This is a genomic window from Verrucomicrobiia bacterium, assembly GCA_035629175.1.
Taxonomy (GTDB): Bacteria; Verrucomicrobiota; Verrucomicrobiia; order Limisphaerales; family DASXHY01; genus DASXHY01.
Window position 1 is genome coordinate 34,155 of sequence record DASPIL010000019.1, and the last position, 23,310, is coordinate 57,464.

Sequence of the window (23,310 nt, forward strand, 5' to 3'; positions counted from 1 at the left end):
AGGAGTGGTTTGGCGGGATGCCAGGACGTCAGGCGGGTGAGCTGTAGGCCATGGTATTGAGCCGCGCCTGAGCCTGTTTGGAGATGCTCGTGAACACCATTGAAACGTGATATCCGGCATGCTTGCTGCCGGTGCAGGAGATAACCACGCCCGCACAGTGAACCCGATTGCTATCGTGCGGCGACTGCAGCGCCAGGGTCATTTCAGTCCATGGCGCGAACGGACTTGCGCTCCGGAATTCAATGCCATTCTTGTGGATGATAACGGACGCTGGTGAAAGGGAGAGTCGGGTCTGCCGAGCCTCGACCGTAACGTTCGGAACCGAACCCGGGATGAAAATTTTTCGCGCGCTCATAGAAGCCGACTCAAACTAGCACAGCCGACTTAACCGTCAAACGGCTTTACCACTCAATTACCGCTGCGCCCCATGTCAGCCCCGCACCGAACACGACAAGCAAAATCAAATCCCCTCGTTGAATTCGGCCCGATTCCACTGCTTCATCCAACGCAATCGCCACCGACGCGGCCGAAGTGTTTCCGTACTTATCCAGATTCACAAAAAGTTGCTCAGGGGTGGCGCCGAGGCGTTCGCCCACCGCATCGATAATTCTCCGATTCGCCTGATGCGGAATGATGCACTTGATCCGGGTGATATCGAGTTCGCATCGCCGCAATGCTTCCGTGGCGGCTGTTTGCATCGCCTGCACCGCATTCTTAAACGTTTCCTTCCCTTCCATCCGCAGGTAGTGCTGCCGCTTGGTGATGGTTTCCATCGAGGCCGGGCAGCAGCTGCCGCCAGCCGGCATGAACAGGAGGTCTGACTTCTCGCCATCAGCGCCCATCACCGCGGTCAGCAGGCCATGGGAGCTCGGGCGGCTCTGGAGAATCGCGGCGCCTGCGCCGTCGCCAAAGAGCACGCACGTGTTGCGATCCGTCCAATCCGTGATGGCGGAGAGTTTCTCGGCGCCAATCACCAGAACAGTGTCGTACGTCCGCGACATGATGAACTGCTGGCCGATTTCCAGCGCGTAGATGAAGCCGGAACATGCAGCTTCCAGATCGAACGCTGCGGCGCGTTTGGCCCCCAATTTGTGCTGGACCAGACACGCTGTGGAAGGAAATGGCATGTCAGGAGTAATCGTCGCCACGATGATCAGGTCGATCTGATCCGCGGTGATATTCGCCTTTGCCATGGCGCGTCGCGCTGCCTCTGCACCGAGATCCGATGTGAATTCGTTCTCGGCGGCGATGTGACGCTCCTTGATTCCAGTGCGGCTGGTGATCCATTCGTCCGAGGTCTCGACCATTTTTTCCAGATCTGCATTGGTGAGGACCCGGGCAGGAACGTATGAGCCGACGCTCGCGATGGAGCAGGTGCGGCCCTGGAAGTTATGCTTCGCGCGTGGATTCTTGAATATCTGAGTAGTCGAGGAACTCATGCTGGAACAAACGGGAATGTTTCAAGTCCCGAGCCGTTCATTGGCGCGGGTAATTTCCTGGGAAATGGTCTGGTTGACTCCGTGGGAGATTTCTTCGGTGGCGACGCGAATGGCGTTCGTGATGGCCCGCTCGCGGGAGGAGCCGTGCGCCTTGATGACGATGCCGTTCAATCCGAGCAACACCGCGCCGCCGTAGACTTCAGGATCAACTCGTTTTTTCAACTGCATGAACGCGCCCTGCGAAAGCTTCGCGCCCAGCAGGCGCACAGGATTTGCCTTCAGTTCAGTTTTCAATAAATGCATCATGGCGCGGCTGAGGCTTTCCGCCGTTTTCAAAACAACGTTGCCCGTAAAGCCGTCTGTCACCACAACGTCGACCGCATCGTCGAAAAGATCGAATCCCTCGACATAGCCGATGAAGTTCAGGTCGAGTTGCGAGCAGAGGCGCGCGGCGCCGCGCGTGAGGTCGTTCCCCTTCGTTTCCTCCGAGCCGTTGCTCAGGACGCCGACACGCGGCTTGGACAAGCCGAGGATTTTTTGCGCGTAGATATTGCCCATGACGGCGAACTGGGCGAGATGCAGCGGTTCACAGACGTCGTTCGCGCCGGCATCGAGCAGGACGAAATCCCTTGTTTTTGACGGCATCCGCACGGCGATGGCGGGACGCTTGACGCCTTCCAGGCGCCGCAATTTCATGGATCCCGCCACAAGTGCGCCCGTGTTTCCGGGGGAGATCACCGCGTCGGCTTTTCCCTCGTACACAAGTTCGATCGCGCGGACCATGGAGGAATCCTTCTTGCGTCTGATGCCTTCCAGGGGCTTGTCATCCATCGTCAGGACTTCGCTGGCGTGGACAACCTCGGCGCGGGCATCGGAGAGTTGGAACTGCTGGCGCCCCCGTTGGATTTCCGTTTCGTTACCGACGAGGAAGATCTTCTGGATGGCCCGATCTGATTCCAATGCTTGTTTGACGCCAGAGATGACGACAGCGCTGCCGTGGTCGCCGCCCATGACATCCACTGCGATGCGCATAATAGAAAAGAGCGCGGAGCGAAGGGCCCTCGCGCTCTTAACTGAATTACACTCCTGCAGTGACTGTGAGAACCTGGCGACCCTTATAAAAACCACAGGCGGGGCAAACCCGGTGGGGGATGTAGGGGGCAGCGCACTGCGGACAGGTGCTCAGCTGGGGCAGGGTCATGACACTGTTGTAAGCACGGCGCATGCGCTGACGGCTTTTCGACGGTTTACGTTTTGGGACGCCCATAAAATTCTTCGATCTTTAAAGCTTCAGTTTATCCAACTCCGCCCACGCAGACGGCTCAGCCGTGCTTGTGGAATCGCTGGTGTTAGACTTGCCAGAGTCGGTTTTTGGCAAGCCGCGACAATCCGCCTCACACAACGGATGTTGCGGAAACTCGAGGAGAATATCTTCACGCATATGGGGCGTCAAGTCCACGAAATCGCCTGAGATTGCCACCTTTTCGTCTCCCTCCAGGGGCAGGTGGGCGGTCCAGTTCTCGAGGTCCAGATCATAATCAAACGGCTTGAGGCAGCGCACGCACTGGCATGACAAGGGCAAGTGGAGATAACCCTGCAGAAGGAGGCTGTCATCCAGCTTCTGGGCTTCAATGTCATATTCCAGCGGCTTTTCCGCCCGCACCATCTCGTCGCGGACGTCCAATTCAAGCTCCTCTGCAGGCAGTTCACCCTGGAGTTGCACGTTCTTGTCCTCCACGTGGCGGAGGTTTAACAGCAGCGGCATAATCGTTTGCTCAAGCCGGAATCTGTTTCAACTTCTGCATCAGGGCGACCCGCACGTTTTCCGGCACAAACGTGCTGATGTCTCCGCCCAGACGAGCGATTTCCTTGATGATGCGCGAGCTCAGGAACGTGTAGGTGTCCTTGGGCATCATGAAAATCGTTTCGACTCGTTCGTTCAGTTTACGATTCATCAGCGCCAGCTGGAATTCAAATTCAAAGTCCGATACAGCGCGCAGGCCGCGAATGATGGCGTGGGCCTTTTGGCGTTCCGCGTAATTCACGAGCAGGTTCTCGAACGTGTCCACCTCCACCCCCGGCACCCCGGTTACCGCGCTTCTCACGAGGGCTACCCGCTCGGGAATTGAAAACAAGGCCTGTTTGCTGTCGTTGGTGGCGACAGCGACGACGATGCGGTCAAACAGCTTGGCTGCCCGTTCGATCACGTCCAAATGCCCATTGGTGAGCGGATCGAAACTCCCGGGGTAAATCGCCGTTCGCATGCGGCGGACTGTAACAACTCTTAACGGCAACAACAACTCCGTGATGACGTTCATTGTGACATCGGAAACCGCCGGGCCGACGGCGTTCCTTGGATTCGGCAGTTCGGAAAATGCAGGTCGCGAACCTGAGCTGAGCGTGACGGTTCCTGAGTCGGCGACCTCGGCGCTGTTCGCGTTGGGCGGGTTTGCGATCGTCTCGTCCGCCGTCCCTAGAGCAAGCGCATCACGGTTTCAACTTCGCCGCGCGCCCGATGTGGCGCGGGCTTTTTTATCGGGCCCCGCTTGATCCCGAGCAGATCCATTCGACCATTTGTTCGGGAGAATGAAACAGCACGACGGGCGAATGCTGTCGGAGCGCGGCCTCGCTGTGCTGGCCCCAGGTGACCGCCCCGAAATGAATGCCCACCTTACCGCACGCGATCGCATCGCGGACTTCATCCCCCACATAGAGAACCTCCTGGCTCCGTATCCCGCTGGTCTTAATGACAGCGCGGATTTTTGCCGCCTTTCCGAAGACTGATGCCCCGCATGCCCAATGATGAACGCGGGCCGCGTGGTGCCCGAGGATCCGTTCGACATTCAACCGCGAATTGGAACTCACGATCCCGATCCGCATGCCCGCTGCCGCTAGCCGGTCCAACGCGTCTCCAATCCCGGCGAACAACTCGAACGGTTCCGGGCGTTCCGCCATGCGACGCCGCATATCGCTGACCACGCGCGGCAATTTCCATAAGGGCAGCCCGAGGGCGCGCATCAAACCACCACCGTGCAGGTCCCTGAACTGTTCGTATTCATGAGGCTCAACGCGGCGAAATCCGTGAACCTCTGCCAGGTCATTGAACACACTCCGCATCCACGGCAGGGTGTCGGCAAGGGTTCCGTCAGAATCAAAGATGAGCAGGCGGTAACGCATTGAAGCAGGAGTTGAAGCGTGCAAACGCCGTATTCGCGGCCGAAGAAAATCCGGCGTGGCAACCGATTCGACCCGATGGCGGCTGCACCGCTGTTGCTGAAACGGTTTTTAGAGTCGCGGGTTTGAGGGTTTGTGCGGAGCCGCTCATGCGTGAACGCCCTGGGTTTTCACCTTGCGACGATAAACCTTGTCAAAGCAGGTTGCGTAAAGGACATCGAACTTCTCGCCGCCAAAACACAGGTTGGTGATGCGGCCATTGGGGGTGGGGATGATGCAGTTCACCCGGCCGGCTTGATCGCAAACCTGAATTCCAAGATTGGTAGCGACATACAACCGTCCATCGCGATCCACCCGCAAACCGTCGGCAGCCGAATCGTCGGCGCCATCTGCCGAGTGCAGCCAGTAAAAGCGCTGCTTCATCCCGAGGGTTCCATCGGGTTGAATCTTGTAGCTGTAAACCCAGTGCGACCAGTAGTCGGCGACATACAGCAGCGATTGGTCGGGTGAGAGCATGATGCCATTGGCGTAACGAATGCCGGAATCCACTTCCGTTTTCGAGCCATCAGGTCGAATGAGCCAAACCTTGCTCGGCGTGCGGTTGTTCGATCCGGGGTTCGTGACGTAGACGTTTCCATTTCGCGCCACGACGATGTCATTGCCCGCAATTCCATCGGCAATCACGGTCGGGCTGCCGCCCTCGCCATCGTACGCGAGGATTTTTTGCTCGCCCGTGGCAACTGAATAGAGCCGCCCATCTGGGCCAAATGCCTGGCCGTTCGCGCGCTTTGTATCGGAAATGAACTCTGCCACTTTTCCATCGAGGCCAATGCGGTATGCCTTGCTGCTGGGAATGTCAGTAAAGAACACTTCGCCCTTGGCGTTCGAAACCGGGCCTTCAGTGAGTCGATACCCTTCAGCCACAAGTTCCCATTCTTCGCCTGGAATCAGAATGGCCTGTAATTGTTGCGAGCCGTTGCCTTTGCCAACCTGTTCGGGCCAGTCTTTCCACAACCAGCGCATCGCGTCCGGAAACACTTCAGTGCCATGGGCGCCGCTGTGTCCCCCTTCCCCCCAAACATGCTGGACCTCGTATCCGGAAAACGTGAGCGCGCGCTGCATCGCCTGGTTCGCCATCCACCAATCCCCGCCATAAATATTCAGATCGCTCGAGCCGTCCTGCAGGAAGACCCTGATTCGTTTTGGTTCCGTCTTTCGAACCAGGGTTGAATAGCGATCGCCGCCCCTCAAGCCAACGTAGGTGCCTATCGCGCTGAACACGCGGCTGAAGGCGTCGGGCCGTTCCCAGGCAGCGGTAAAGGCGCAAATCGCGCCGCTGCTCGACCCGCCAATGGCGCGGTCGTTTGCATTCGTTGATAAACGAATGGCACGGCCGTCGCCGGTTTTCTTCGATTCCACATCGGGAAACAATTCCTCGATCAGGAATCGCGCATAGTTGTCACCCAGTCCGTCGTATTCGTAACTGCGGTTGAAACGATCGAGAGCAGTGTTGGTATCTGACGCCTTCACCCGCCCGGGCGTGACAAAAATGCCAATCGTGACAGGCATCTCCTTTGCATGAATCAGACGATCGAAAACTGCGGGTGCCTGCCATTGAATCCCGTCCTGGTTGACGTAAACGCACGCGACTGTTCCTGGATTGTATTGGCCCGGGACGTAAATCCAGTAATCACGCTCAGTGCCGGGAAAGATTCTGGACCGATCGAAACTGAATTTCAGAATTTCGCCCTTTGGGATTCCTGTTTCACCAACTGAAGCAGTCTGTCCGGGGAGAGAAACAGCGGACGCCAGTATGAGTGCAGCGACAAAACTCCGGAGCGAGCGGGGGTTCATAGGATGCCAGAGCTTAGGTGAGTTGCACCTGCCGTCAAGCGGACACGCGCTTCGCGGAACCACAGTGATCTCGATCCCGTAAATGGGCTCTCGTCCGTTCGTGTTGCGCAGATGATAGGAGAAACGAGTGTGCTGGGTTATTCCAGGATAGCAGCGGTTTGCTCTCCCTCGCTTCCACTCGGAGTGGAGGAGAGGGCCGGGGAGAGGAGGAGCTTATTTCCGGAACTCTTCTTGCCTGATCTCGCTGGCCCAGCCAGCATCCAGACGTTCCACCCAGCTGCCATGACACGATATCTCCTGCTCGCCCTGACCTGCGGATGCGTCCTGCTGTCGCCTTCGTGCCGGGCCGAAAAACCTCATCCGCGCACATCTCCTGGCATTGAGGCGTTTCCCCACGTTCAGGATTTGTATGAATTCGCTGAGACCTTCCGCGCCAAATACGATCTGCCTGCGCTCGGCGTTGGAATTGTAAAGAACGGAAGGATCGTCGCACTCGGAATGGCAGGCGAGCGAAAGGTGGGCTCAGGGAATTGGGCGACGCTGCAGGATCGTTTCGATATAGCCTCCTGCGCGAAGCCGATGACCGCGACGGTCGCAGCGATTCTCGTTGAACAGGGAAAGCTGCGCTGGGACATGAGCATCCGCGAAATATTTCCGGACCTGTTGCCTTCGATACGTTCCAACTATGCTGACGTGACGCTCGAGATGTTTCTCCGCCATCAATCGGGGTTGGAACAATGGATGCGCATCAACCAACGCTGGGCTCAGTGGCATCGCGATCACACGCATCTCAGCGCAACGGAGAAACGTCGCTTGTTCGCTGCAAAGGTTCTGAAGGATCCTCCTCGCCATCGTCCGGGAACCGAAGCGTATTATTGCAACGATGGATTCCTGGTCGCGGGCAGCATGATGGAACAGGTGACAGGCCGGGCATGGGAAGAGCTCGTGCGGCAGGAACTCTGGGAACCCCTCGGCCTCGGCAGCCTTCAGTTTGGAATCGTTCCCCAGGAGGAACCGGCTGCGATTGTTTGGGGTCACGAAAAAGGCTTTCTTGGCCGAACGCGGGGCATTCAGCCAAATCCCGGCGAATTTGGAACACCACCCTTTGGATCGCCGGGAGGATTTCTGTATGCATCGATTGTGGACCTCTTGCGATTTGTGGACTTCAACATCCAGGGCGCGAACGGCAATGGCAAATTATTAAACCGCGATTCTTTTGAATTGTTGCACAGACCGCGTGGCAACGATCCGTTTGCGCTCGCGTGGGAGGTCGAATGCAAGCGGGACGCGCAGGGGCGAACGGTCGAGCGGAGCATCTATCACGGCGGCTACAGTGGGCGATCTCGATCCAACATGTGGTTCTGCCCGGAGTCGCAGACCGGCACGGTCATCGTTTACAATCACGGCGCAAGCGACAAGGCCGATGCGTACGTGGAAATCTTTTATGCGCTGCTGAAGCAAATCCGCTGAGGAGCGCAGCGGTTCAATTGGCGGTGATCGAAACCAAATCCGCCAGCTGCCACGAACCGTCTACTTGCTTCATCAGGAACCGTCGCGTTTTCCCTTCACCTTCATAATACAAATCCAGGAGCACTTCACCCGCAGCTGTCTCCTTCTTTTGAACCAGGGTGATCCCTGTCGCTTCAGCCGGGTTCAGCAGTTCGCCTATTCTGCGACGATATTCCGCCGAATGGAGGGCGTTGGTTTCGTTGACAGCGGAAAAGGTTCCGGGATCTGCGTCCTGTCCGAGCGCCCAAAGGGTCGTGATCATTGCTGATTCGGGATCATGGTATCCTGCGGGTTGCAGTTGATCTCGATCCCAGCGTGTCGCGGTTGACGCTCGTTGGGATTCGGGGAGCGCAGCCTCCAGCAGGCGATTGGTTGCCTGCAGTTGTTGAATCTCCAGCTTTCCCGCGAGCAGTTGTCCCACTTCATGGCGAAGGCGCAGGAGTTCCCTCAGCTGCGTCTCCGAAAGGCCGTGAGAACTGGACTCTTGCGCAAGCTGGCTGGACAGCGCTGCAGAACGCCTTTGAATCTCAGCCGCTTGTGCCTCCCCTTCCATTCTGGCCGCATCCGTGGCTTCAATTGCAGCGACGGAGTTTCGATGAATGCGCCACGAGACGATGGCCGCCGAACAAACAATCAAACCCGCCAGGCAAAGCGTTGTTTTCTTCATGCGCTCACGGTTGGCCTGCATTAGTGCCGATGTGCTGCCGCTCCCATTCGGTAAAGTCTTTGCCTGCCTGCACATGCATTTCGGCGTGGCCATCAGCATACCCATAAACCTTTGCCCAACGATTCCCGTACGGAATGGGTTCCTTCTGCCGCATCACAATGACCTTCTGCGGTGTTCGAACCGCGCTGATCGCACCTTGATAAACGATTTCAAATTGGTTCGCGGTTGAACTGCCTGGCGCGGTTGGCTGCTTTGGGTCCAGTGCTGTCATCGAACTTGGAAACTGCCCGTTGTTTTTTCGCGAATACATGTAAGAAGCCATCAGCCACTTCTTATTCTCAGCCATCGCTGCCTGAACTTGCTGCTGCTCGGCTTCCGTTGGTTCAACATCCGGAAGATTCGCGGCTGCCTGGTTGCGCGCTTTTTCAGCACGCAATGGCGCTAGCGAATTGGATTGCGAACGGAGTTTGGCAGCCGTGGTACGGAGGCGTTCCAGTTCGTCAGCGCGCCCGTTGCCATTGTGACTTCCGGCTGCAGCGGCCGCAAGGCGATCCTCCTCGGCCTGCATTCGGAGCAGCCGGTCCGACTCTGCCTGCAAGGCTTCCGCAGCGGCGCGCTCCCTCGCTGCCGAACGCTGGTGAATGATAAGGGGCGTCGCGATGCCGGCGACGACGAGGAGTGTGACAACGGTTTTTTGAATTGTGGTCATGGCGAGGATTTTTGTTGCGGCAATGAAGGTGGATGCGGATGCGGTGGTCCCGGCGATTGCGACACCCGAGATCACGGCTGCGAGACCAAGGGGCGCGGCGTGAACTGATTGAGCGGACAGTGCGACTGCGAGGCTGCTGCTTGCGATGGAGACGCCGCGCCGGGCGAAGATATCGCGAAGACGTTCCAAGGCGCGGCTCACGCGCTTCTGTGCTGCATCGTCGCTGATTCCGAGGGCCACTCCGACCGTTCGCAGATCTTGATTCTGAAAGTAGCGAAGCAGCACCGCGTTGCGATCGGGTTCCGGGAGTTCTCCGAGCGCAGCATCAAGGTGCGGGGCGATTCGTTCCCAAGACAACTCAGGCGATGGTGCGGGCAAGTCATTCATGGTGGCTGCCTCCTGTTCCCGTGCTCTGCGGCGGACCTCTGTCCGGATTACCTTTGCGGCCAGATTGCGCGCGGTGCAATGCAGCCAGCCGGCCAGGGGCCGTCCCATGGCGTTTTGGACATTTGCAGCGAGCGCGACGAAGACTCCCTGCGCGACGTCCTTTGCCGCGTGGGCGTCGCCCACCATGCGGAGCGCGGCCGAGTAAACCAAATCGACGTGCCTGCGGACAATCTCAGCGAAGGCACTTTCCGATCGCGACTCGGCGTAATCCGTCAACAGTTGCTCGTCCGTTTGGTTGTTCACTCAATAGACAGTACCCGCGTTGTTAGGAATCCGACAGGAATCACTCAGCGATTCGAAAGGAGCGATGGCAGGATGCGTCGTCGTTCAGGAAACGGCTGCGTGAGGGCGGAGAACCAGCTGTCACTCCCCGAACCGACAGGTCTTAAACTTCAGACCCGCCGGCCCCGTGCGTGCGGACGCTTCTTGCCAGTCCAAAGGCACTTGCCCGGCGTACTGCGCCCCCATAGATTGGCATCATGATTGGAGATGTTCGCCAGCACTTGGAAGCGGTCCCATTTGAGCCATTCACAATTGTCACCACCAGTGGTCGCCGTTACCCAGTCACGACAGCAGATCATGGTGGGTCGAACCCGCAGGGTAGTCGGGTGGTCGTTTGGTTTGATGACGACAGCAGCGTCACGATTTCGGGGCTTCATATTGCTGCTATCGAGAAGGGGCAGACCAGTCGAAACGGAAACGGCTAACGAGTTTGCTGGAGCGGCCGTATTTAGGTTCATCTGTCTGGTTCTTTCGCGAAGAAAAACGTGTCAGTCCAGGACTGACCCCTTCGTGGTTCCTTGAACTGACGACAACTCTTTCTGGAAGGAGACCTTCCTCCGCCACAGCGCCCTTAATGTTTATCACGTCTATTCATTTTTCATTTGCTGCGGTGCGACGCGAGTGATGCAAGAGAGAGCACGCTGCTGAGGAGGATGAGAAAACCGGTAACAACGAGGGTGGGCGTGACTACCTGCCAGGTTGATCCCCAACTCGGCGCAATAATCTGAAGCGCGGGTTCAACGAAGAGTGGTGACGAGACGGCCAGCGCCGACAACGTCCAGACGCGGCGGGCAGGAGTGTGCCATCGGCGTAGCTGCATTCCGCGTTCTGCCAGGATGAACAGCGGTTGGACGACAAAGAACGCGAGCCAGAGGAGGGAAATGCACCAGCGTTCCAGCGCCATCCAGGCAAGGAGGAAGTGAATGACGCCGCTGAGGGCAAAGGCGGCGAACATGGCTGAGCACGGGCCCGCGCGATGCTTCAGCGGATCGAACACATAAGCGCGAAAGATTTTTTCCGAGGTGAAGATGTTCCAGCGGCGCGTCCAAAACTCCGTGATCGAAGTTGAGAGATAGGGTGAGCGCATCAATGTCGGTATCGTTGTCCCGAAGACTGCGCCGACAAGCGGCAGAGCAGCCGTGAGCATTTCGGCAAATGCCAGAATCAAAATTCCCCCGCCAATCCAACGCAGGATGAGCAAGCCAGGTTTCGCCGAAGCTGCTTTCGTGAGTCCGATTGTCAGCGCGAATACGGCCGTCGCGATCAGAAAGTGAATCAGTGCCTTTCGATCCAGACGGCGTTCAAAGCGCACGAAGCACTGCTGGCCTGCCCAGGTGAAAAGATAGGCAATTCGAGCGCGGGGATTTCTAATCGGCGGAACCATCGCGAGCGCAGCAGCTGAAATGAACGCCACGGAAGTCATCAGCATGAACAGTCCTCGAATGAGCGGCGGTTCGCGAAGCAGGCATGGCACGGACAGCAACAATCCGCAGGCCAAGACAGCGAATAGGGCGCCTGCTGGATGCGTTGCCAACAGGAACAGCATGAGCATTGACGCCGCCCACACGATCAATGCAGTTGCCGCGCAAATCTGGATTGTTGAATGGAGGACGACGGAGATTCCAATCGCGCCTGCGATGCCCGTCACGGACCAGGCGGGAAAACTTCGTGACAGCGCGGGTTTGTTCATGCCGGTTTGAAATGAGACCGGTGCGGGGCGGTGCCGTCACGCGTGAAGGCGAATTCTCCGCCGATCAGTTGCGCGGCGTTCGCGCATCTTTCAGCCATTGAACATGACCGTCCAGCATGAGGCGATTGCGCCCGCCTGCATGGGCGCTGCGCCCTTTCATCGAGGCGGGAACTGCAGGAATGGGCGCAGGAAAATAGACGTCAACTGTGAGTTCCACTTCGGAGGGGCCATTCGGAATTCCAACCGTGGGATTGCCAGCGTCCTTCACCCGCATAAATGCATCATGCTCGCTGCGACCCCAGAAGTTATCGTCGGGAATCGGGTCATCGATGCGATCGAATCGCCACATCCAATAGCGAACTGTGGGCGCGTTTGAAGCAGAGTGAACGTGCTGCACCGCCTGTTCTGCATCCGCGAACGACGCCAGTTGCGCTCCGGGACAATTCCAGACTGAGACGGAAGGCAGTTGATTGCTCAACACCAATGCGGCCCACCCCGCGCGAGGGTCACTCTTGTCAGGCCATCCTGTCGTCCACGGTTTGAAACCGCCCGGCAGCGAGGATTTGAGATCGCGGCGGTCAGGGAAACGTCGTTCGTCGTCGAGGTAGATTCGCCAGGCAATGCCTTGTTGTTTCAGCTGGGAAATGCAGCTTGTGCGGCGCGCCAGTTGTTTTGCCCGCGAAAGCGCGGGGAGAAGCATCGCCGCGAGAACCGAGATGATGGCAATGACGACGAGCAATTCGATAAGAGTGAAGCCCTTCGCGTGCGCCGTTTTCATGTGTGCATCGGAGGGTCAAGGCAGCGGCGCAGCGGTTACTCTGCGGGTTCCAATCGAATGATGCGATCGGGTCCATTCATGGCAAGATACAGCGCGCCGTCGGGACCCGTGACCACATCACGAATGCGGCCGATGTCCTTGAAAAGAATTTCCTGCGATGTGACTTTCCGGCCATCAATAACAACGCGCCGAAGTTCTTGCGCGGCGAGTGAAGTCACGAAGAGGTTGTTTTTCCAACGCGGAAATTTGTCTCCCGTGTAGAACCCAATGCCGCAAACTGCGATTGATGGAGTCCAGTGGATGATCGGCTGTTCGAGTCCTTCTTTCGCGGTAAGGGCGGTGATTGGGGTGCCGTTGTAATCCATGCCGTATGTGATCAGCGGCCACCCGTAATTGACTCCGGGGCGGATCACGTTCAGTTCATCGCCTCCGCGCGGGCCATGTTCGGTTTCCCAGAGATCTCCAGTGACGGGATGCGCAGCGAGGCCCTGAGGATTGCGGTTGCCGTAACTCCAGATTGTTGGGTAGGCGCCCGGCTGGTTGACGAATGGATTGTCCTGTGGGACGCGGCCGTCATCGAACACGCGGTGGACCTTGCCGTTGGGGCGGGACAGGTCTTGCGCATTTTCTTTGTCGCCCCTTTCTCCGATGCTGAAGAACAGATGCCCAGTGTCAGTGAAGACGAATCGGCTGCCGAAGTGGACGCCGCCGCGTTTGTAGAATTTCTCGTCGGCGCGAAAGATTGTTTCCTGATCCGTCCAACGGTTCTCTTTGATGCGGCCGCGGACGACCACGGTGAGGGCGCTGCCGTTGCTCAAGCCGTCGGCGTAAGACAAATAAATCCAGCCGTTGCTTGAGTATTGCGGATGAACTCCCACGGCGAGCAAACCGCCCTGGCCGCTGGCCCGGACTCGCGGGGTGCCTTCGACTGCAGGCTGCACTTCGCCGTTGTCGATGATTCGCAATCCGCCGGGAAGTTCAGTCACGAGCATGCGCTTGTCGGGCAAGAAGGCGATGGACCAGGGCGTTCGTAATCGTTCCGCCACGGTCTTGACTTGGAACGCGTGTTCCTTGCTGGCAACGCGTTGATCGGTTGAGGGGCGCGCAAAGTTCGCTTGCTCCCGCTGCGCATAGGCGCGCTTCTCGCGGATGAGCACCACCATTGCACGAATCTCGGCCTCGCTGAGGGCGGCCTTGAACGACGGCATTCCGTTGGTCACATACCCTTCGCGGATTGAATGCGCGATGCTTGCGTCATCGTTGCCGTGCTTCCAGTTCTCGGTGAGCAGGCTGGGCGCCTGTCCGCCTTCCAGGTTGCGGCCGTGGCAATTGGCGCAGTTTTGGTTGAAGAATTGAGTGACGTCCGCGCTGAAGGCAGGCGAACAGCCGATAAGCAGCAAGGCCGCTGCAGAAAGCTTACGGATCATGGATTGGGCTGAATATGCCGACCCGTGCAGCGCTGTCAAACACGGCGATTCATGACATGACGTGAGTAGAAATGGTTTGATCCACGGGGGCCCCGCGTGCGCGGGTTTGACCCCTGCGGCCTTGGAAGCCGGCGGAGAACAGGTTTGAAAACTTGCGCTACGCGGCGGGAGCGACTGCGGTGTCGAGGACATCGCGCACCTTCTGCGCGAGCTTTGCGGGCGTGAACGGCTTTGAAAGGAACGAAAGGTCGCCATCCAGTACGCCCAAATCGCTCAATGCGTCGTCTGTATAGCCTGAGATGAACAAAACGCGCGTTTTGATTTCCTGTTCGCGAAGCTGGTTATAAAGCTCCTTGCCGCTCATCTGCGGCATGATGACATCCGTCACGACAAGATCGGGAGTGCGATTCGCGGAGATCAGGGGCAGCGCTTCCACCGCGGTGCCTGCTTCCTGCACCGCATAGCCGCATTCGCGCAGCACGGACGCTGTGAATTCCCGGACAGTCGGATCGTCCTCGACGACAACCACTGTTTCCGCGCCTTTGGGAAGGAATGGTGAATGCCCATTCTTCGAGTTGGACTCCATCGCTTCCAACGTGCGGGGGAGATAGACCTTGAACGTTGTGCCGACGTTGGGTTCGCTGGTGACATGGATGTCGCCGCCGCTCTGCGATACGATTCCGAAGCAGGTTGCGAGGCCCAGGCCGGTTCCTTTGCCCACGCCCTTCGTGGTGTAGAAGGGTTCAAAGAGATGTGACTTCACCTCGTCGGTCATGCCGACACCGGAATCGCGTATGCAGAACAGGACATAATCGCCAGCCTCCAGCGCCCGGTTTCGGAAATGCATCGCCTTTTCGAAAGTCACATTTTCAGTAGTGATCACGAGTTCTCCGCCGCGCGGCATTGCGTCGCGTCCATTGACCACCATGTTCATGATGACCTGCTCCAGCTGGCCGGGGTCTGCTTTGACCGCCCAGAGATCGCCTTGATACCGGGTTTGCAATTCGACGTCCTCGCCAATCAATCGTCGGAGCATTTTTTCCATGCCCTTGACGATCTCGTTGAGGTCAAGGACTCGCGTTTGAAGGACCTGCTTGCGGCTGAAGGCGAGCAATTGGTGCGTCAGGGCGCTGGCACGCTCGGCAGCGCGGCTGATCTCCTCGGCATTCTTCCGCAGCGGATGACTCGGATGAAGCTTGTGCAGCATCATGCCGCAATAGCCTGTGATGACTGTCAGGAGGTTGTTGAAGTCGTGGGCAACTCCTCCAGCAAGGCGTCCGACGGCCTCCATCTTTTGCGATTGCCTCAGGCGTTCCTCGCTCTGACGCAATGCTTCCTCGGCTCGCCGGGTTTCGGTGATGTCCTGGACCGTGCCAAACATTTTAATCGGCTGGCCTGTTTCGTTGCGCAGAACTTCGCCGCGTCCCTGGATCACGTGTTCGGTGCCATCCGGCAGTAACGCGCGATGATCGCAGACGAACGGCTGGCCGGTTCGCAATGCTTCGCCCATGATTGCACGGCAGCGGCCGAGGTCGTCGGGATGCACGCGTTGCATGCACTTTTCCATGGTGACGCCGAGGTCCTGGGGCGACTGGCCGTACAGTTTGCTCGCTTCTTCAGACCAGGTGACAGAATCGCGAATGAGATCCCATTCCCAACCGCCGAGCCGGGCGACTTGCTGGGTGTGACGGAGTTGGCGTTCCTGCTCGCGCAAGCGGGAGTCTGCCTGAGTCCGTTCCTCGATTTCGCGGGTCAGTTGGGCGGTGCGATGCGCGACCTGTGCTTCGATGGCATTGTTTAATTCTTCGAGGCGCGCCTGGCGTTCCGCGACGATGCGCATCTCGCTAACGCTTTTTCGAATGGAGATGACGAGGAATGCCACTTCGAAGGCAACCCATGCGCCATGCTCGGCGGATCGCCACAAGGATGCCGATGCGACGCCGAAGACCGATTCAGGCCATACCAACCCGCGCGCAATGTGATCAATGATGACAACCGCGGACGCCGACAAGAGCACCCGCCAGTCGCGGTAGAAAGCCAGGATGGCGAGGGACCCGAAGAAATGGAAATGCGTTTCAATCCGTCCACCCGTGAGGTGAACCAGCAGGGCGGCCATGAGCATCTGGCCGATTGCAACGGCATGCCGGGTGAGCGCCTGCCCGGGAAATTTCCACGCGAAAAAAACCGGAACGCTGGTGATCAATCCGCCGAGCACAATGGACGCGATCACATGGACATGAATGCTGCTGGTGCGTCCTTCCCAGGCCTGCGGAGAGAGCAGGAGCGTGATGAACACGCTTGCAATCCATTGGCATATCAACAGCCAGAAGAACAGCCGGTCGGTGTGCCGAATCACAGACTGCTTCTGTTCCTCGAACAATTCGTCCGAGCGTACAGAGAACGAACTCGTCGCCGGAACCATCAGAGTGGGGTGGTTCGTCATTGAGTGGTTTCAGGCAGCTGATTTGTGCTGGAGCATTGGAGTGAACAGCCGAATACAGGTGTTCCCACGGGATCGTTTTCGCGGCGGGCGACCCGCTCGAGCAGGGCGGACTTGCTGGTGTTGTCGCCAATCTGACCCCGGCCCGCTGTAATCCCGCCGCTGAACAAAAGTTTTCCTTCGGGACTGTAAAGAACCACAAACCCGGACGTTTCGGCTCCGAACTGGCGGGCGATTTTGCCGTCAGGATCATTGGCGACTGAAACAGGCGCAATGCTCTCGGCTGTGGCACGCAAGGACGTTTGTGTCCAATCGTTTGAGACGCCTGAAGGGTTCATGAACAAAATGTGGGCTGCGATCTGTCCTGAACGCCCCGCGAGAATTCGGTTGAGTTCCTCAAGGCTCGCCCGGCTGCAGGGGCATCGGGGATGCGCGAAAAGGATCAGGGTATCACGGGTGGCATCGAGCTTTGGCACGGCGGGTTGGGGCCAAACCTCCGGGGTAATGTTGCGAGCTCCCACCGATTTTTCATAACGCATCAACGACAATCCGCCAACGGTGGCTGCGATCAACCAAACCGCGCATAGCGTCGTTCTGTTGAATAACCGGGGTGTCACTCCGGCGTGCTGAGCAGCGGATGTGCCAAAGGGGCTCGGTTCCACTGGGCGGCCCTCTCCCCCGGCCCTTCTCCCGCTCCTGCTTCGCAGGCGAGGGGAGAAAGACTGTCGGGCGGTCTGGTTGCGGGACAGTTTGCACCTGGACTCCCTCTCTTCCATTCGGAATGGAGGAGAGGGTTGGTGAGAGGAGGTGCTTTTGACCTTACGAACGAGGGCGCGCGCAGGGTGATATCTGAGCACCCTCTCCCCCGGCCCTTCTCCCGCTCCTGCGTCGCAGGCGAGGGGAGAAAGACTCTCGGGCGGTCTGGTTGCCGGACAGTTTGCATCTGGACTCCCTCTCTTCCATTCGGAATGGAGGAGAGGGTTGGGGAGAGGAGGAGCTTATGACCTCACGAACGAGGGCGCGCGCAGGACGATATCAGAGCACCCTCGCCCCCGGCCCTTCTCCCGCTCCTGCGTCGCAGGCGAGGGGAGAAAGACTGTCGGGCGGTCTGGTTGCCGGACAGTTTGCATCTGGACTCCCTCTCTTCCATTCGGAATGCAGGAGAGGGTAGGGGAGAGGAGGAGCTTTAAACTGAGCGAGATCCGCTCGGTCGTGTTCTTGAAAACTAGCCAGAGGGCTTCTTTGAGGGGGCGGGCAGGTTTTGATCGGCTTCGGGTTCGCGGGACGCGCTTGCTCCTTCACTGCGCTCCTTCAAGTTCCGAAGCAGCCGCTCCTTGGTCGCCTGATGGCGCTCATGCCGAACGCCTTCCAGATGCTGCCGGGCTTCGGAAAGCATTCCAGCCTTCATTTTGACTCGTGCGAGATGCACATGGACTCCTTCCTTTTCGACTTCATCGGAAGCGATCTTCAGCGCATTGGTCCAGGCTTGAAGGGCGTCGTTCGTTCGCAAGGGCAGGATGATGTAATACGATTGCGCGATGTCCGCCGCCATCAGAAAATTCGTGGGATCCAGGCGCATCGAGTTGCTGTAGAGCGACATCGCTTTGTCGAACACCTGCTGCTCGTCGATGTTGTAGAATTCGCGCGCGTCCTTGCGAAACAGGAAAACAGTGGTGCCGAAGTTGTGATAGTAAATGGGCTCTGTTGAGTTCAACTCGATCGCCTTTTCATAATACGCGAAGGCGTTTGTCACCGAGCCACGGTGGCCGTGGTAGTTGGCGAGATTATTCCACACGGCGGGGTTCAGGGGATCGATATCCCGCGCCTTTTCCAGGTGGATAACCGACGCTTCCTCTTCACCGATGTCTCCGAGGAAGCTCGCGTAGGCAAGGCGGGCATCCGCGTATTCGGGATGTTTTTCTATGAACCGTTCGTACGCCTGGCGAACAGCATCGAGTCTTTTGTGAATGCGTGCGTTTAATTCAGCGTCCGGAACCCCGGCGCCTTCCTCCTTGAATTTCCTGTTCTCAACGATCCATTGATCGATCTCCTCGAGCGCGGCGTCGTCATCTGCTTCGAGCTTCTTCAATTCCACGCCGCGCGGATCCTCGGCTGGTTGTGCTGCACGAACACGAATGCCCGTGGTTTGTTCCACGAGGTTGCTGGCAGCGGCGGGCGGATTCGTTGAAGCCAGGACGCCCAATAAACCAAACAGCAATGTGCTCACGCGGAGAAGCTAGCACGCGCCGCGGGATGTCCAAATGGAAAAGCCGGAATGCGATTGATCGAAAGAATTCCAACACTGGTCGCGAGAACGTTGGGTTCACCTGGCTGGAAGCTCGGTTCCACGGCGGGCAAGGATGCCTGCCGCCACGTCCACTTCAGAATGGCCAGTTGATTCCAGCCGAAATGTAAATGCCGCCGCTCAAATCGAGTTTCGCAGTCCGGCCGCTTTCGCTGAACTCTGCCGATCCCAGCGGCATGTACTGCGCCCCGAGGTAGAAATCACCGTTGCGAGCCGCGTGATAGGTGAGCATCGCGTTGATGTAGCCGCCGAACAGAAATTCTGAGGCATCGAAATCTCCGCGATTCCGGGTCTCGCCAGCGATCAATTCGTTGTAGCGGTAATTTCCAGTTACCAAGCCGACCGCAGGTCCGGCTCCCACGGTTAGGCCGACCGCCGGGTGGAGATCAAAATACAACGTCGGGCCAAGGCGGAACGCGTAGAGAATCACTTCCAGTTCACGGCTGCCTGTGACGTTCACCTGCATTGGGTCACCTGCGTCAACCAGTGTCCCCACGTCTCCGAGGAGCGGCTGCTGCTCACCGCTGGCTGAACCGTTATAGGGTGCACTTGGCGGAATGACACCGCCGGGAAGATCGAACGCGTACGTGTTCTGCTGGACGGTCGCACTGAACCGGCTGTCATCTGAGATCGTGATCGGCAGCAGGCCAAAGCCGAATTCCCATCCAATGCGCATGCGTTCTCCGCGCCAGATAATACCGCCGTAAGCCAATTCAAAACCGAGGTAGGGCGCTTCGTCGTCGCCGCTCGCTTTCGAGGCGGCCTCGAAGGAGCTGGTGCTCTGGAACAGCAATTGACCGCTTTGAACCTGGTCGGGCCGTTCGTATCCCCAAAACGTCGTGTAACCGCCACTGTTGCCCGTGCGATCGACGCGCACATAGCCGTCATCGAATAGATGATTCTGTCCGCCTACTCCAAGCTGGCCAACGCGGTTTCCGGAAATATCAAAGGCGCCATTCATTTTGAAATCGCCCTTGATGTTAAATCCGGTGAGCAGACCGACCCGGAAGTTGCGCGTCCAATCGGGATCGTACTGCCCGTGCGTGCTGAAGCTGGAAGCCGAAATCAGGGCGGCGGCGCCGAGCCAGCCGTAACAGGTTTTGTGGGAAGCGAAGTTCAGCATGGCCTGGGCTTAGGGATTCAAGAGCACGCGGTAAAATCGGTTGGTGGTCGAGTTGACGGCGCTGATGGTTTTCGGGGGACCGTCATCAATCCATTGCACCTTGGACGTCTGCGCGACAATCGGAGGAATCGCGGCTCTTGCGTCTGGGAAGTCCATGGCGCTGCTGTAATAAATCGTATAGGTCCGGCCCGGCGTGGCGGGAAACTCAATCATCACGTCCTGCGAGGGAAGCTGAACAATGTTGGTGATCGTGACAGCGGATGGCACGGGCACATTGACGTTGTAGGTGGAAGTCGCAACAGCAACATAGCTGTCGTTCGGAACATCGAACGCCACGCGAGCGGGCACAAAGTATTGGAGTACGAGATTCACACCTTCGCCTGGCGCAAGCGGCGCCGCGTAGGCAACGAACGGCGTGCCGCTGTTCGTTCCGGCGGCGTTTCGAAGCGGATGCTGCAGGTTGTTGATGATGAGCCTGGCAGACGCCGCGTTCGACGAGCTGATGTTTACCAGCCGGACAGTCTGCTCCATGAGCGCATTCTGAAAGTTAAGCACCATGTCGGAGGCATTCGTCGCAATCAATTGACCAGTCACGAGAGCATCGACGGTAAAGGTCGCGCTGGCAGCGTTGTTTGCGGCGTTGGTGTCGGATCCGCCTGACATTCCTGCCGCAGCTGAAACGGTTTTGGAGCCTGCGCTGGTGGCGCGAACAAACAACTGGAACCGCCGTCCTGCATTAGCCGCGAGGTCGCCCACGTTGATAATGGGCTGGTTGGCAGCGGAGGTGTTTCGGAAGGTGATGCCAGCGGGCAGCGTGTTGGTAAGTTGAACACCTGTAGCGGCAGTGCCGCTTCGATTGGTAACCGTGACGAAATAGCTGAATTGGTCGTTCACGAGAACGGGAGCGGAGGGCGCGGTGACTGTGACGGCGAGATCGCTGATAACAATGGGTGCGTTCGTGAAGGTGGTGACCAGCTGCACGCCCGGAAAATTCGTGGCGGGGAGGCTGAAGGTGACGAAGTTCGTCAGAACCGTGGCATTCGTGGAGGTGACCTGGAGATCGACAAACCCGCCTTGCCCCAAGGGAACTTGTGCGACGGCCACGATCTGATTCGATTCCACGGAGATGACAGTGTTGAAAAGATTGGTCCCGAAGTCAGTGAGAACGATGGGCGCGGAAAAGCGGTTGGTGATCACCACGTTCTGCACCAGGCCGGAATTATTCGTAAAATCGAGGCTGTAGAGAATTGGCGTGTTGATCAGTGTGTTCGTGTGCGAGACGCGCGCGTCAAATATGAGGAGTTGCGCCCGCGCTGGGAATGTGGTTGCGATGAAAAATATCGCCAGCGGACCGAGGAATCGGAGAACTGTAAACGCCTTGATGTAAGACTGCATGTGCACCTTCAATGGCGGCGACTTTATTGAGCAGCGTGGTTGGTGTCGAGGAATTGTTTTCGCGCGAGTCGATGCAGCGCAGATTTCGCGAGACGAGCGTCGGGACGTTGTCGGCTGGTTTCCGTGGATCGGCGGAATGGACGCGAGGGAGGGAAGGCTGCGATACAGCAAGTCTGGCAATTGCGCTCGTTGGGCAGTGATGAATCAAAGGGGAATACTTTTGACCCATACCGCAACTTTCCATAGCTTGCCGTGTAATCATTTGGGAAATGCTCGAGCGTTTTTGACTGAATGGCCTTTTTATCACTTAGAGAATTCTTTGCCCGCATGGGCCTGGTGACTCCCGAGCAATTCGAGGAGCACGGCAAGTCATGGCGGGTGGCGGTCGAGAATGGCTCACAGGAATCGCTTCTCACGTTCATTTGCAGGGAACGCGGGATCGCTGAAGACGTATTCCTGCAGAAACTTGCGCAAGCGCTCGGCTGGCCGTACCTCGAAGTCGCCAAGCTGGAAGTCCCCCAACAGGCGCGCACCCGCATCTCGACCAAGGTCGCGTTTCAATATTCCGTCCTGCCCACCAACGTCACGGACAACGCAGTCCAGGTGGCTGTCAGCAATCCCTTCGACACTGCAATGCTCAACTCGGTGCGCTTTGATGCCCGCGCGCCGGTCGAGTTTGCACTCGCTCCCAAGGCTGAAATTGAAAAGGCGCTGAAGAAGTATTACGGCGTCGGCGCTGAGACTCTCGACGAAATGGGCGCAACGGAAGACGAACCGCTCGAGCTGCTCATCGACAAGGAAATCACCGAGGGCGACCAGGAAGCCAGCGTCATCAAGTTCGTGAACCAGGTGATCTGGGAAGCTTACAAGGATCGCGCGACTGATATTCACCTCGAGCCGCAGGAAGACGAGTTGCGCATTCGTTACCGCATCGACGGCATCCTGCATCAGACCCCGATGCCTCCGCAGCTCAAGCGTTTCCAGGCATCGATCCTATCGCGCATCAAGGTGATGAGCGGGATGAACATCGCCGAGAAGCGCCTGCCGCAGGACGGACGCATCAATGTGCGCATCAAGGGCGAGGAAATTGACATTCGTGTTTCGACCGTGCCGACGGTTTATGGCGAGAGCACGTCGCTGCGGCTGCTGTCGCGCGGAAAGATTTTCCTGAGCCTGGACAAGCTGGGCTTCGCTCCGAATGACGAGTCGGCCATTCGCGAATTGATCGTCAAGCCGCACGGTATTTTGCTCGTGACGGGGCCGACGGGTTCAGGCAAGTCGACGTCGCTGTATGCGATGCTTTCCACGATCAACTCGGTTCACAAGCGTATCATCACGATTGAAGAGCCCGTGGAATATGAGTTGAAAGGGATCAATCAAATTGCGGTGCGGCCGGAAATTGGGCTGACGTTCGCGATGGGATTGCGCCATATCCTGCGGCAGGACCCGAATGTGATCATGGTGGGCGAAATCCGCGACCTTGAAACAGCGGAGATTGCGATTCGCGCAGCGCTGACGGGTCACTTGGTCTTTTCGACGCTGCACACGAACGACGCGCCCAGCGCGTTCACCCGCTTGATCGACATGGGCATTGAGCCATTCCTGGTTGCATCATCGGTGGAGGCCATCATGGCCCAGCGTCTCGTCCGCACCATTTGCCCGCACTGCAAGACGGAGCAGAAGGTTGAGCCGAATTATCTGAAGCGCATTGGCTTTCCTGAGGACGAAATTCCCACGGCAAAGTTTTGGTATGGCGCGGGTTGCGAGCAATGCAGGCAGCTCGGCTACCAGGGCCGCCTGGCAATCTATGAACTGCTGTTGCTCAACGAGCAGCTGCGCCCGCTGATCCTCAGCCGCGCGGCGGCGTCCACGATCGCGGCGCGAGCGCTGGAGCAGGGGATGCGCTCGTTGCGCATCGACGGCTGGAACAAGGTTCGCAACGGGATCACCACGATCGAGGAAGTGTTGCGCGTGACGCAGATCGAGGAACATCTGGACGCGCTGATGGAAGACAAAACGGAAATCCTCGCAAATCTTTCCAAATGAGCTGCCGTTCCTTGAACTTCCGAGA

General features: G+C 58.1%; 22 protein-coding genes. 4 read left to right on the plus strand and 18 right to left on the minus strand.

Translation table 11 applies throughout. The features are described from left to right. Positions 1-28 precede the first annotated feature (28 nt). Genes VEH04_02805 through coaD form a run of 6 tightly spaced genes read right to left on the minus strand, consistent with a single transcriptional unit; the run spans position 29 to position 3,703 of the window. Positions 29-355 carry a hypothetical protein gene (locus VEH04_02805; GenBank protein HYG21686.1) on the minus strand — a complete coding sequence of 109 codons (327 nt, stop codon included), beginning with the start codon at positions 353-355 and terminating at the stop codon, positions 29-31. A 46-nt stretch (positions 356-401) separates the two neighbouring features. Beyond that, the gene (locus VEH04_02810) at positions 402-1,439 is read right to left on the minus strand and encodes a beta-ketoacyl-ACP synthase III (GenBank protein ID HYG21687.1); all 1,038 of its coding nucleotides are present in this window, start codon (positions 1,437-1,439) and stop codon (positions 402-404) included. A gap of 21 nt (positions 1,440-1,460) precedes the next feature. After that, the gene (gene plsX / locus VEH04_02815; protein ID HYG21688.1) at positions 1,461-2,471 is read right to left on the minus strand and encodes a phosphate acyltransferase PlsX; all 1,011 of its coding nucleotides are present in this window, start codon (positions 2,469-2,471) and stop codon (positions 1,461-1,463) included. Positions 2,472-2,517: 46 nt separating this feature from the next. Then, a complete protein-coding gene (gene rpmF / locus VEH04_02820; GenBank protein ID HYG21689.1) occupies positions 2,518-2,706 on the minus strand; it encodes a 50S ribosomal protein L32 in 189 nt (62 codons plus the stop codon). Between the two features lie 15 nt (positions 2,707-2,721). Next, the gene (locus VEH04_02825; protein ID HYG21690.1) at positions 2,722-3,204 is read right to left on the minus strand and encodes a YceD family protein; all 483 of its coding nucleotides are present in this window, start codon (positions 3,202-3,204) and stop codon (positions 2,722-2,724) included. A gap of 10 nt (positions 3,205-3,214) precedes the next feature. Further along, complete coding sequence (coaD, locus tag VEH04_02830) at positions 3,215-3,703, minus strand: pantetheine-phosphate adenylyltransferase (protein ID HYG21691.1); 489 nt, start codon at positions 3,701-3,703, stop codon at positions 3,215-3,217. Positions 3,704-3,743: 40 nt separating this feature from the next. Here coaD and VEH04_02835 point away from each other — a divergent pair, with 40 nt between their 5' ends. Then, positions 3,744-3,989, plus strand: coding sequence for a hypothetical protein (locus VEH04_02835; GenBank protein ID HYG21692.1), 246 nt, complete (start codon positions 3,744-3,746; stop codon positions 3,987-3,989). Here VEH04_02835 and VEH04_02840 read toward each other — a convergent pair. Continuing rightward, a complete protein-coding gene (locus tag VEH04_02840; GenBank protein HYG21693.1) occupies positions 3,972-4,616 on the minus strand; it encodes an HAD hydrolase-like protein in 645 nt (214 codons plus the stop codon). The two genes, VEH04_02835 and VEH04_02840, sit on opposite strands and share 18 nt — an antisense overlap. A 144-nt stretch (positions 4,617-4,760) precedes the next feature. Beyond that, positions 4,761-6,467, minus strand: a complete 1,707-nt coding sequence (locus tag VEH04_02845) for an SMP-30/gluconolactonase/LRE family protein (GenBank protein ID HYG21694.1) — start codon at positions 6,465-6,467, stop codon at positions 4,761-4,763. A 282-nt stretch (positions 6,468-6,749) separates the two neighbouring features. On the opposite strand from VEH04_02845, the gene VEH04_02850 reads away from it, so the two are divergent. Then, positions 6,750-7,937 (plus strand): serine hydrolase domain-containing protein, encoded by a 1,188-nt coding sequence (locus tag VEH04_02850; protein ID HYG21695.1) that lies wholly within the window; start codon positions 6,750-6,752, stop codon positions 7,935-7,937. 13 nt (positions 7,938-7,950) lie between these two features. On the opposite strand, the gene VEH04_02855 is transcribed toward VEH04_02850, so the two are convergent. From VEH04_02855 to VEH04_02865, 3 genes are all read right to left on the minus strand, one after another. Further along, positions 7,951-8,643 carry a hypothetical protein gene (locus tag VEH04_02855; GenBank protein HYG21696.1) on the minus strand — a complete coding sequence of 231 codons (693 nt, stop codon included), beginning with the start codon at positions 8,641-8,643 and terminating at the stop codon, positions 7,951-7,953. 4 nt (positions 8,644-8,647) lie between these two features. After that, entirely contained in the window at positions 8,648-10,042 is a 1,395-nt protein-coding gene (locus tag VEH04_02860) for an RNA polymerase sigma factor (protein ID HYG21697.1), read from the minus strand. A 637-nt stretch (positions 10,043-10,679) separates the two neighbouring features. Beyond that, positions 10,680-11,510 (minus strand): MBOAT family protein, encoded by an 831-nt coding sequence (locus tag VEH04_02865; GenBank protein ID HYG21698.1) that lies wholly within the window; start codon positions 11,508-11,510, stop codon positions 10,680-10,682. Between VEH04_02865 and VEH04_02870 the strand changes: the two genes are divergently transcribed. Further along, entirely contained in the window at positions 11,509-11,781 is a 273-nt protein-coding gene (locus VEH04_02870) for a hypothetical protein (protein ID HYG21699.1), read from the plus strand. The genes VEH04_02865 and VEH04_02870 overlap by 2 nt on opposite strands. A 54-nt stretch (positions 11,782-11,835) precedes the next feature. Here the strand turns inward: VEH04_02870 and VEH04_02875 are convergent, their stop codons facing one another. From VEH04_02875 to VEH04_02905, 7 genes are all read right to left on the minus strand, one after another. Beyond that, a complete protein-coding gene (locus VEH04_02875; protein ID HYG21700.1) occupies positions 11,836-12,549 on the minus strand; it encodes a type II secretion system protein in 714 nt (237 codons plus the stop codon). Between the two features lie 35 nt (positions 12,550-12,584). Continuing rightward, a complete protein-coding gene (locus tag VEH04_02880) occupies positions 12,585-13,976 on the minus strand; it encodes a PQQ-dependent sugar dehydrogenase (GenBank protein ID HYG21701.1) in 1,392 nt (463 codons plus the stop codon). A 157-nt stretch (positions 13,977-14,133) separates the two neighbouring features. Continuing rightward, positions 14,134-16,419 (minus strand): ATP-binding protein, encoded by a 2,286-nt coding sequence (locus VEH04_02885; GenBank protein HYG21702.1) that lies wholly within the window; start codon positions 16,417-16,419, stop codon positions 14,134-14,136. Beyond that, positions 16,416-17,033, minus strand: a complete 618-nt coding sequence (locus VEH04_02890) for a hypothetical protein (protein ID HYG21703.1) — start codon at positions 17,031-17,033, stop codon at positions 16,416-16,418. Before VEH04_02890 ends, VEH04_02885 begins: the two co-directional genes overlap by 4 nt. A gap of 608 nt (positions 17,034-17,641) precedes the next feature. Beyond that, positions 17,642-18,643: a hypothetical protein gene (locus VEH04_02895; GenBank protein ID HYG21704.1), complete on the minus strand. Its 1,002-nt coding sequence runs from the start codon at positions 18,641-18,643 to the stop codon at positions 17,642-17,644. 154 nt (positions 18,644-18,797) lie between these two features. Next, a complete protein-coding gene (locus VEH04_02900) occupies positions 18,798-19,844 on the minus strand; it encodes a hypothetical protein (GenBank protein ID HYG21705.1) in 1,047 nt (348 codons plus the stop codon). Between the two features lie 9 nt (positions 19,845-19,853). Further along, entirely contained in the window at positions 19,854-21,239 is a 1,386-nt protein-coding gene (locus VEH04_02905; GenBank protein HYG21706.1) for a DUF11 domain-containing protein, read from the minus strand. A 327-nt stretch (positions 21,240-21,566) separates the two neighbouring features. Between VEH04_02905 and VEH04_02910 the strand changes: the two genes are divergently transcribed. Continuing rightward, entirely contained in the window at positions 21,567-23,285 is a 1,719-nt protein-coding gene (locus VEH04_02910) for an ATPase, T2SS/T4P/T4SS family (protein ID HYG21707.1), read from the plus strand. The last annotated feature ends 25 nt before the right edge of the window (positions 23,286-23,310 follow it).

Excerpts from the sequence above, each read along its gene's own strand:
- VEH04_02880 (HYG21701.1), bottom strand. The coding sequence starts at position 13,976 with ATGATCCGTAAGCTTTCTGCAGCGGCCTTGCTGCTTATCGGCTGTTCG.
- VEH04_02870 (HYG21699.1), top strand. The coding sequence starts at position 11,509 with ATGAACAGTCCTCGAATGAGCGGCGGTTCGCGAAGCAGGCATGGCACG.
- VEH04_02805 (HYG21686.1), bottom strand. The coding sequence starts at position 355 with ATGAGCGCGCGAAAAATTTTCATCCCGGGTTCGGTTCCGAACGTTACG.
- VEH04_02865 (HYG21698.1), bottom strand. The coding sequence starts at position 11,510 with ATGCTGATGACTTCCGTGGCGTTCATTTCAGCTGCTGCGCTCGCGATG.
- VEH04_02910 (HYG21707.1), top strand. The coding sequence starts at position 21,567 with ATGGGCCTGGTGACTCCCGAGCAATTCGAGGAGCACGGCAAGTCATGG.
- VEH04_02905 (HYG21706.1), bottom strand. The coding sequence starts at position 21,239 with ATGCAGTCTTACATCAAGGCGTTTACAGTTCTCCGATTCCTCGGTCCG.
- VEH04_02810 (HYG21687.1), bottom strand. The coding sequence starts at position 1,439 with ATGAGTTCCTCGACTACTCAGATATTCAAGAATCCACGCGCGAAGCAT.
- plsX (HYG21688.1), bottom strand. The coding sequence starts at position 2,471 with ATGCGCATCGCAGTGGATGTCATGGGCGGCGACCACGGCAGCGCTGTC.
- VEH04_02875 (HYG21700.1), bottom strand. The coding sequence starts at position 12,549 with ATGAAAACGGCGCACGCGAAGGGCTTCACTCTTATCGAATTGCTCGTC.
- VEH04_02855 (HYG21696.1), bottom strand. The coding sequence starts at position 8,643 with ATGAAGAAAACAACGCTTTGCCTGGCGGGTTTGATTGTTTGTTCGGCG.
- VEH04_02900 (HYG21705.1), bottom strand. The coding sequence starts at position 19,844 with ATGCTGAACTTCGCTTCCCACAAAACCTGTTACGGCTGGCTCGGCGCC.
- VEH04_02885 (HYG21702.1), bottom strand. The coding sequence starts at position 16,419 with ATGACGAACCACCCCACTCTGATGGTTCCGGCGACGAGTTCGTTCTCT.
- rpmF (HYG21689.1), bottom strand. The coding sequence starts at position 2,706 with ATGGGCGTCCCAAAACGTAAACCGTCGAAAAGCCGTCAGCGCATGCGC.
- VEH04_02840 (HYG21693.1), bottom strand. The coding sequence starts at position 4,616 with ATGCGTTACCGCCTGCTCATCTTTGATTCTGACGGAACCCTTGCCGAC.
- VEH04_02850 (HYG21695.1), top strand. The coding sequence starts at position 6,750 with ATGACACGATATCTCCTGCTCGCCCTGACCTGCGGATGCGTCCTGCTG.
- coaD (HYG21691.1), bottom strand. The coding sequence starts at position 3,703 with ATGCGAACGGCGATTTACCCCGGGAGTTTCGATCCGCTCACCAATGGG.
- VEH04_02825 (HYG21690.1), bottom strand. The coding sequence starts at position 3,204 with ATGCCGCTGCTGTTAAACCTCCGCCACGTGGAGGACAAGAACGTGCAA.
- VEH04_02845 (HYG21694.1), bottom strand. The coding sequence starts at position 6,467 with ATGAACCCCCGCTCGCTCCGGAGTTTTGTCGCTGCACTCATACTGGCG.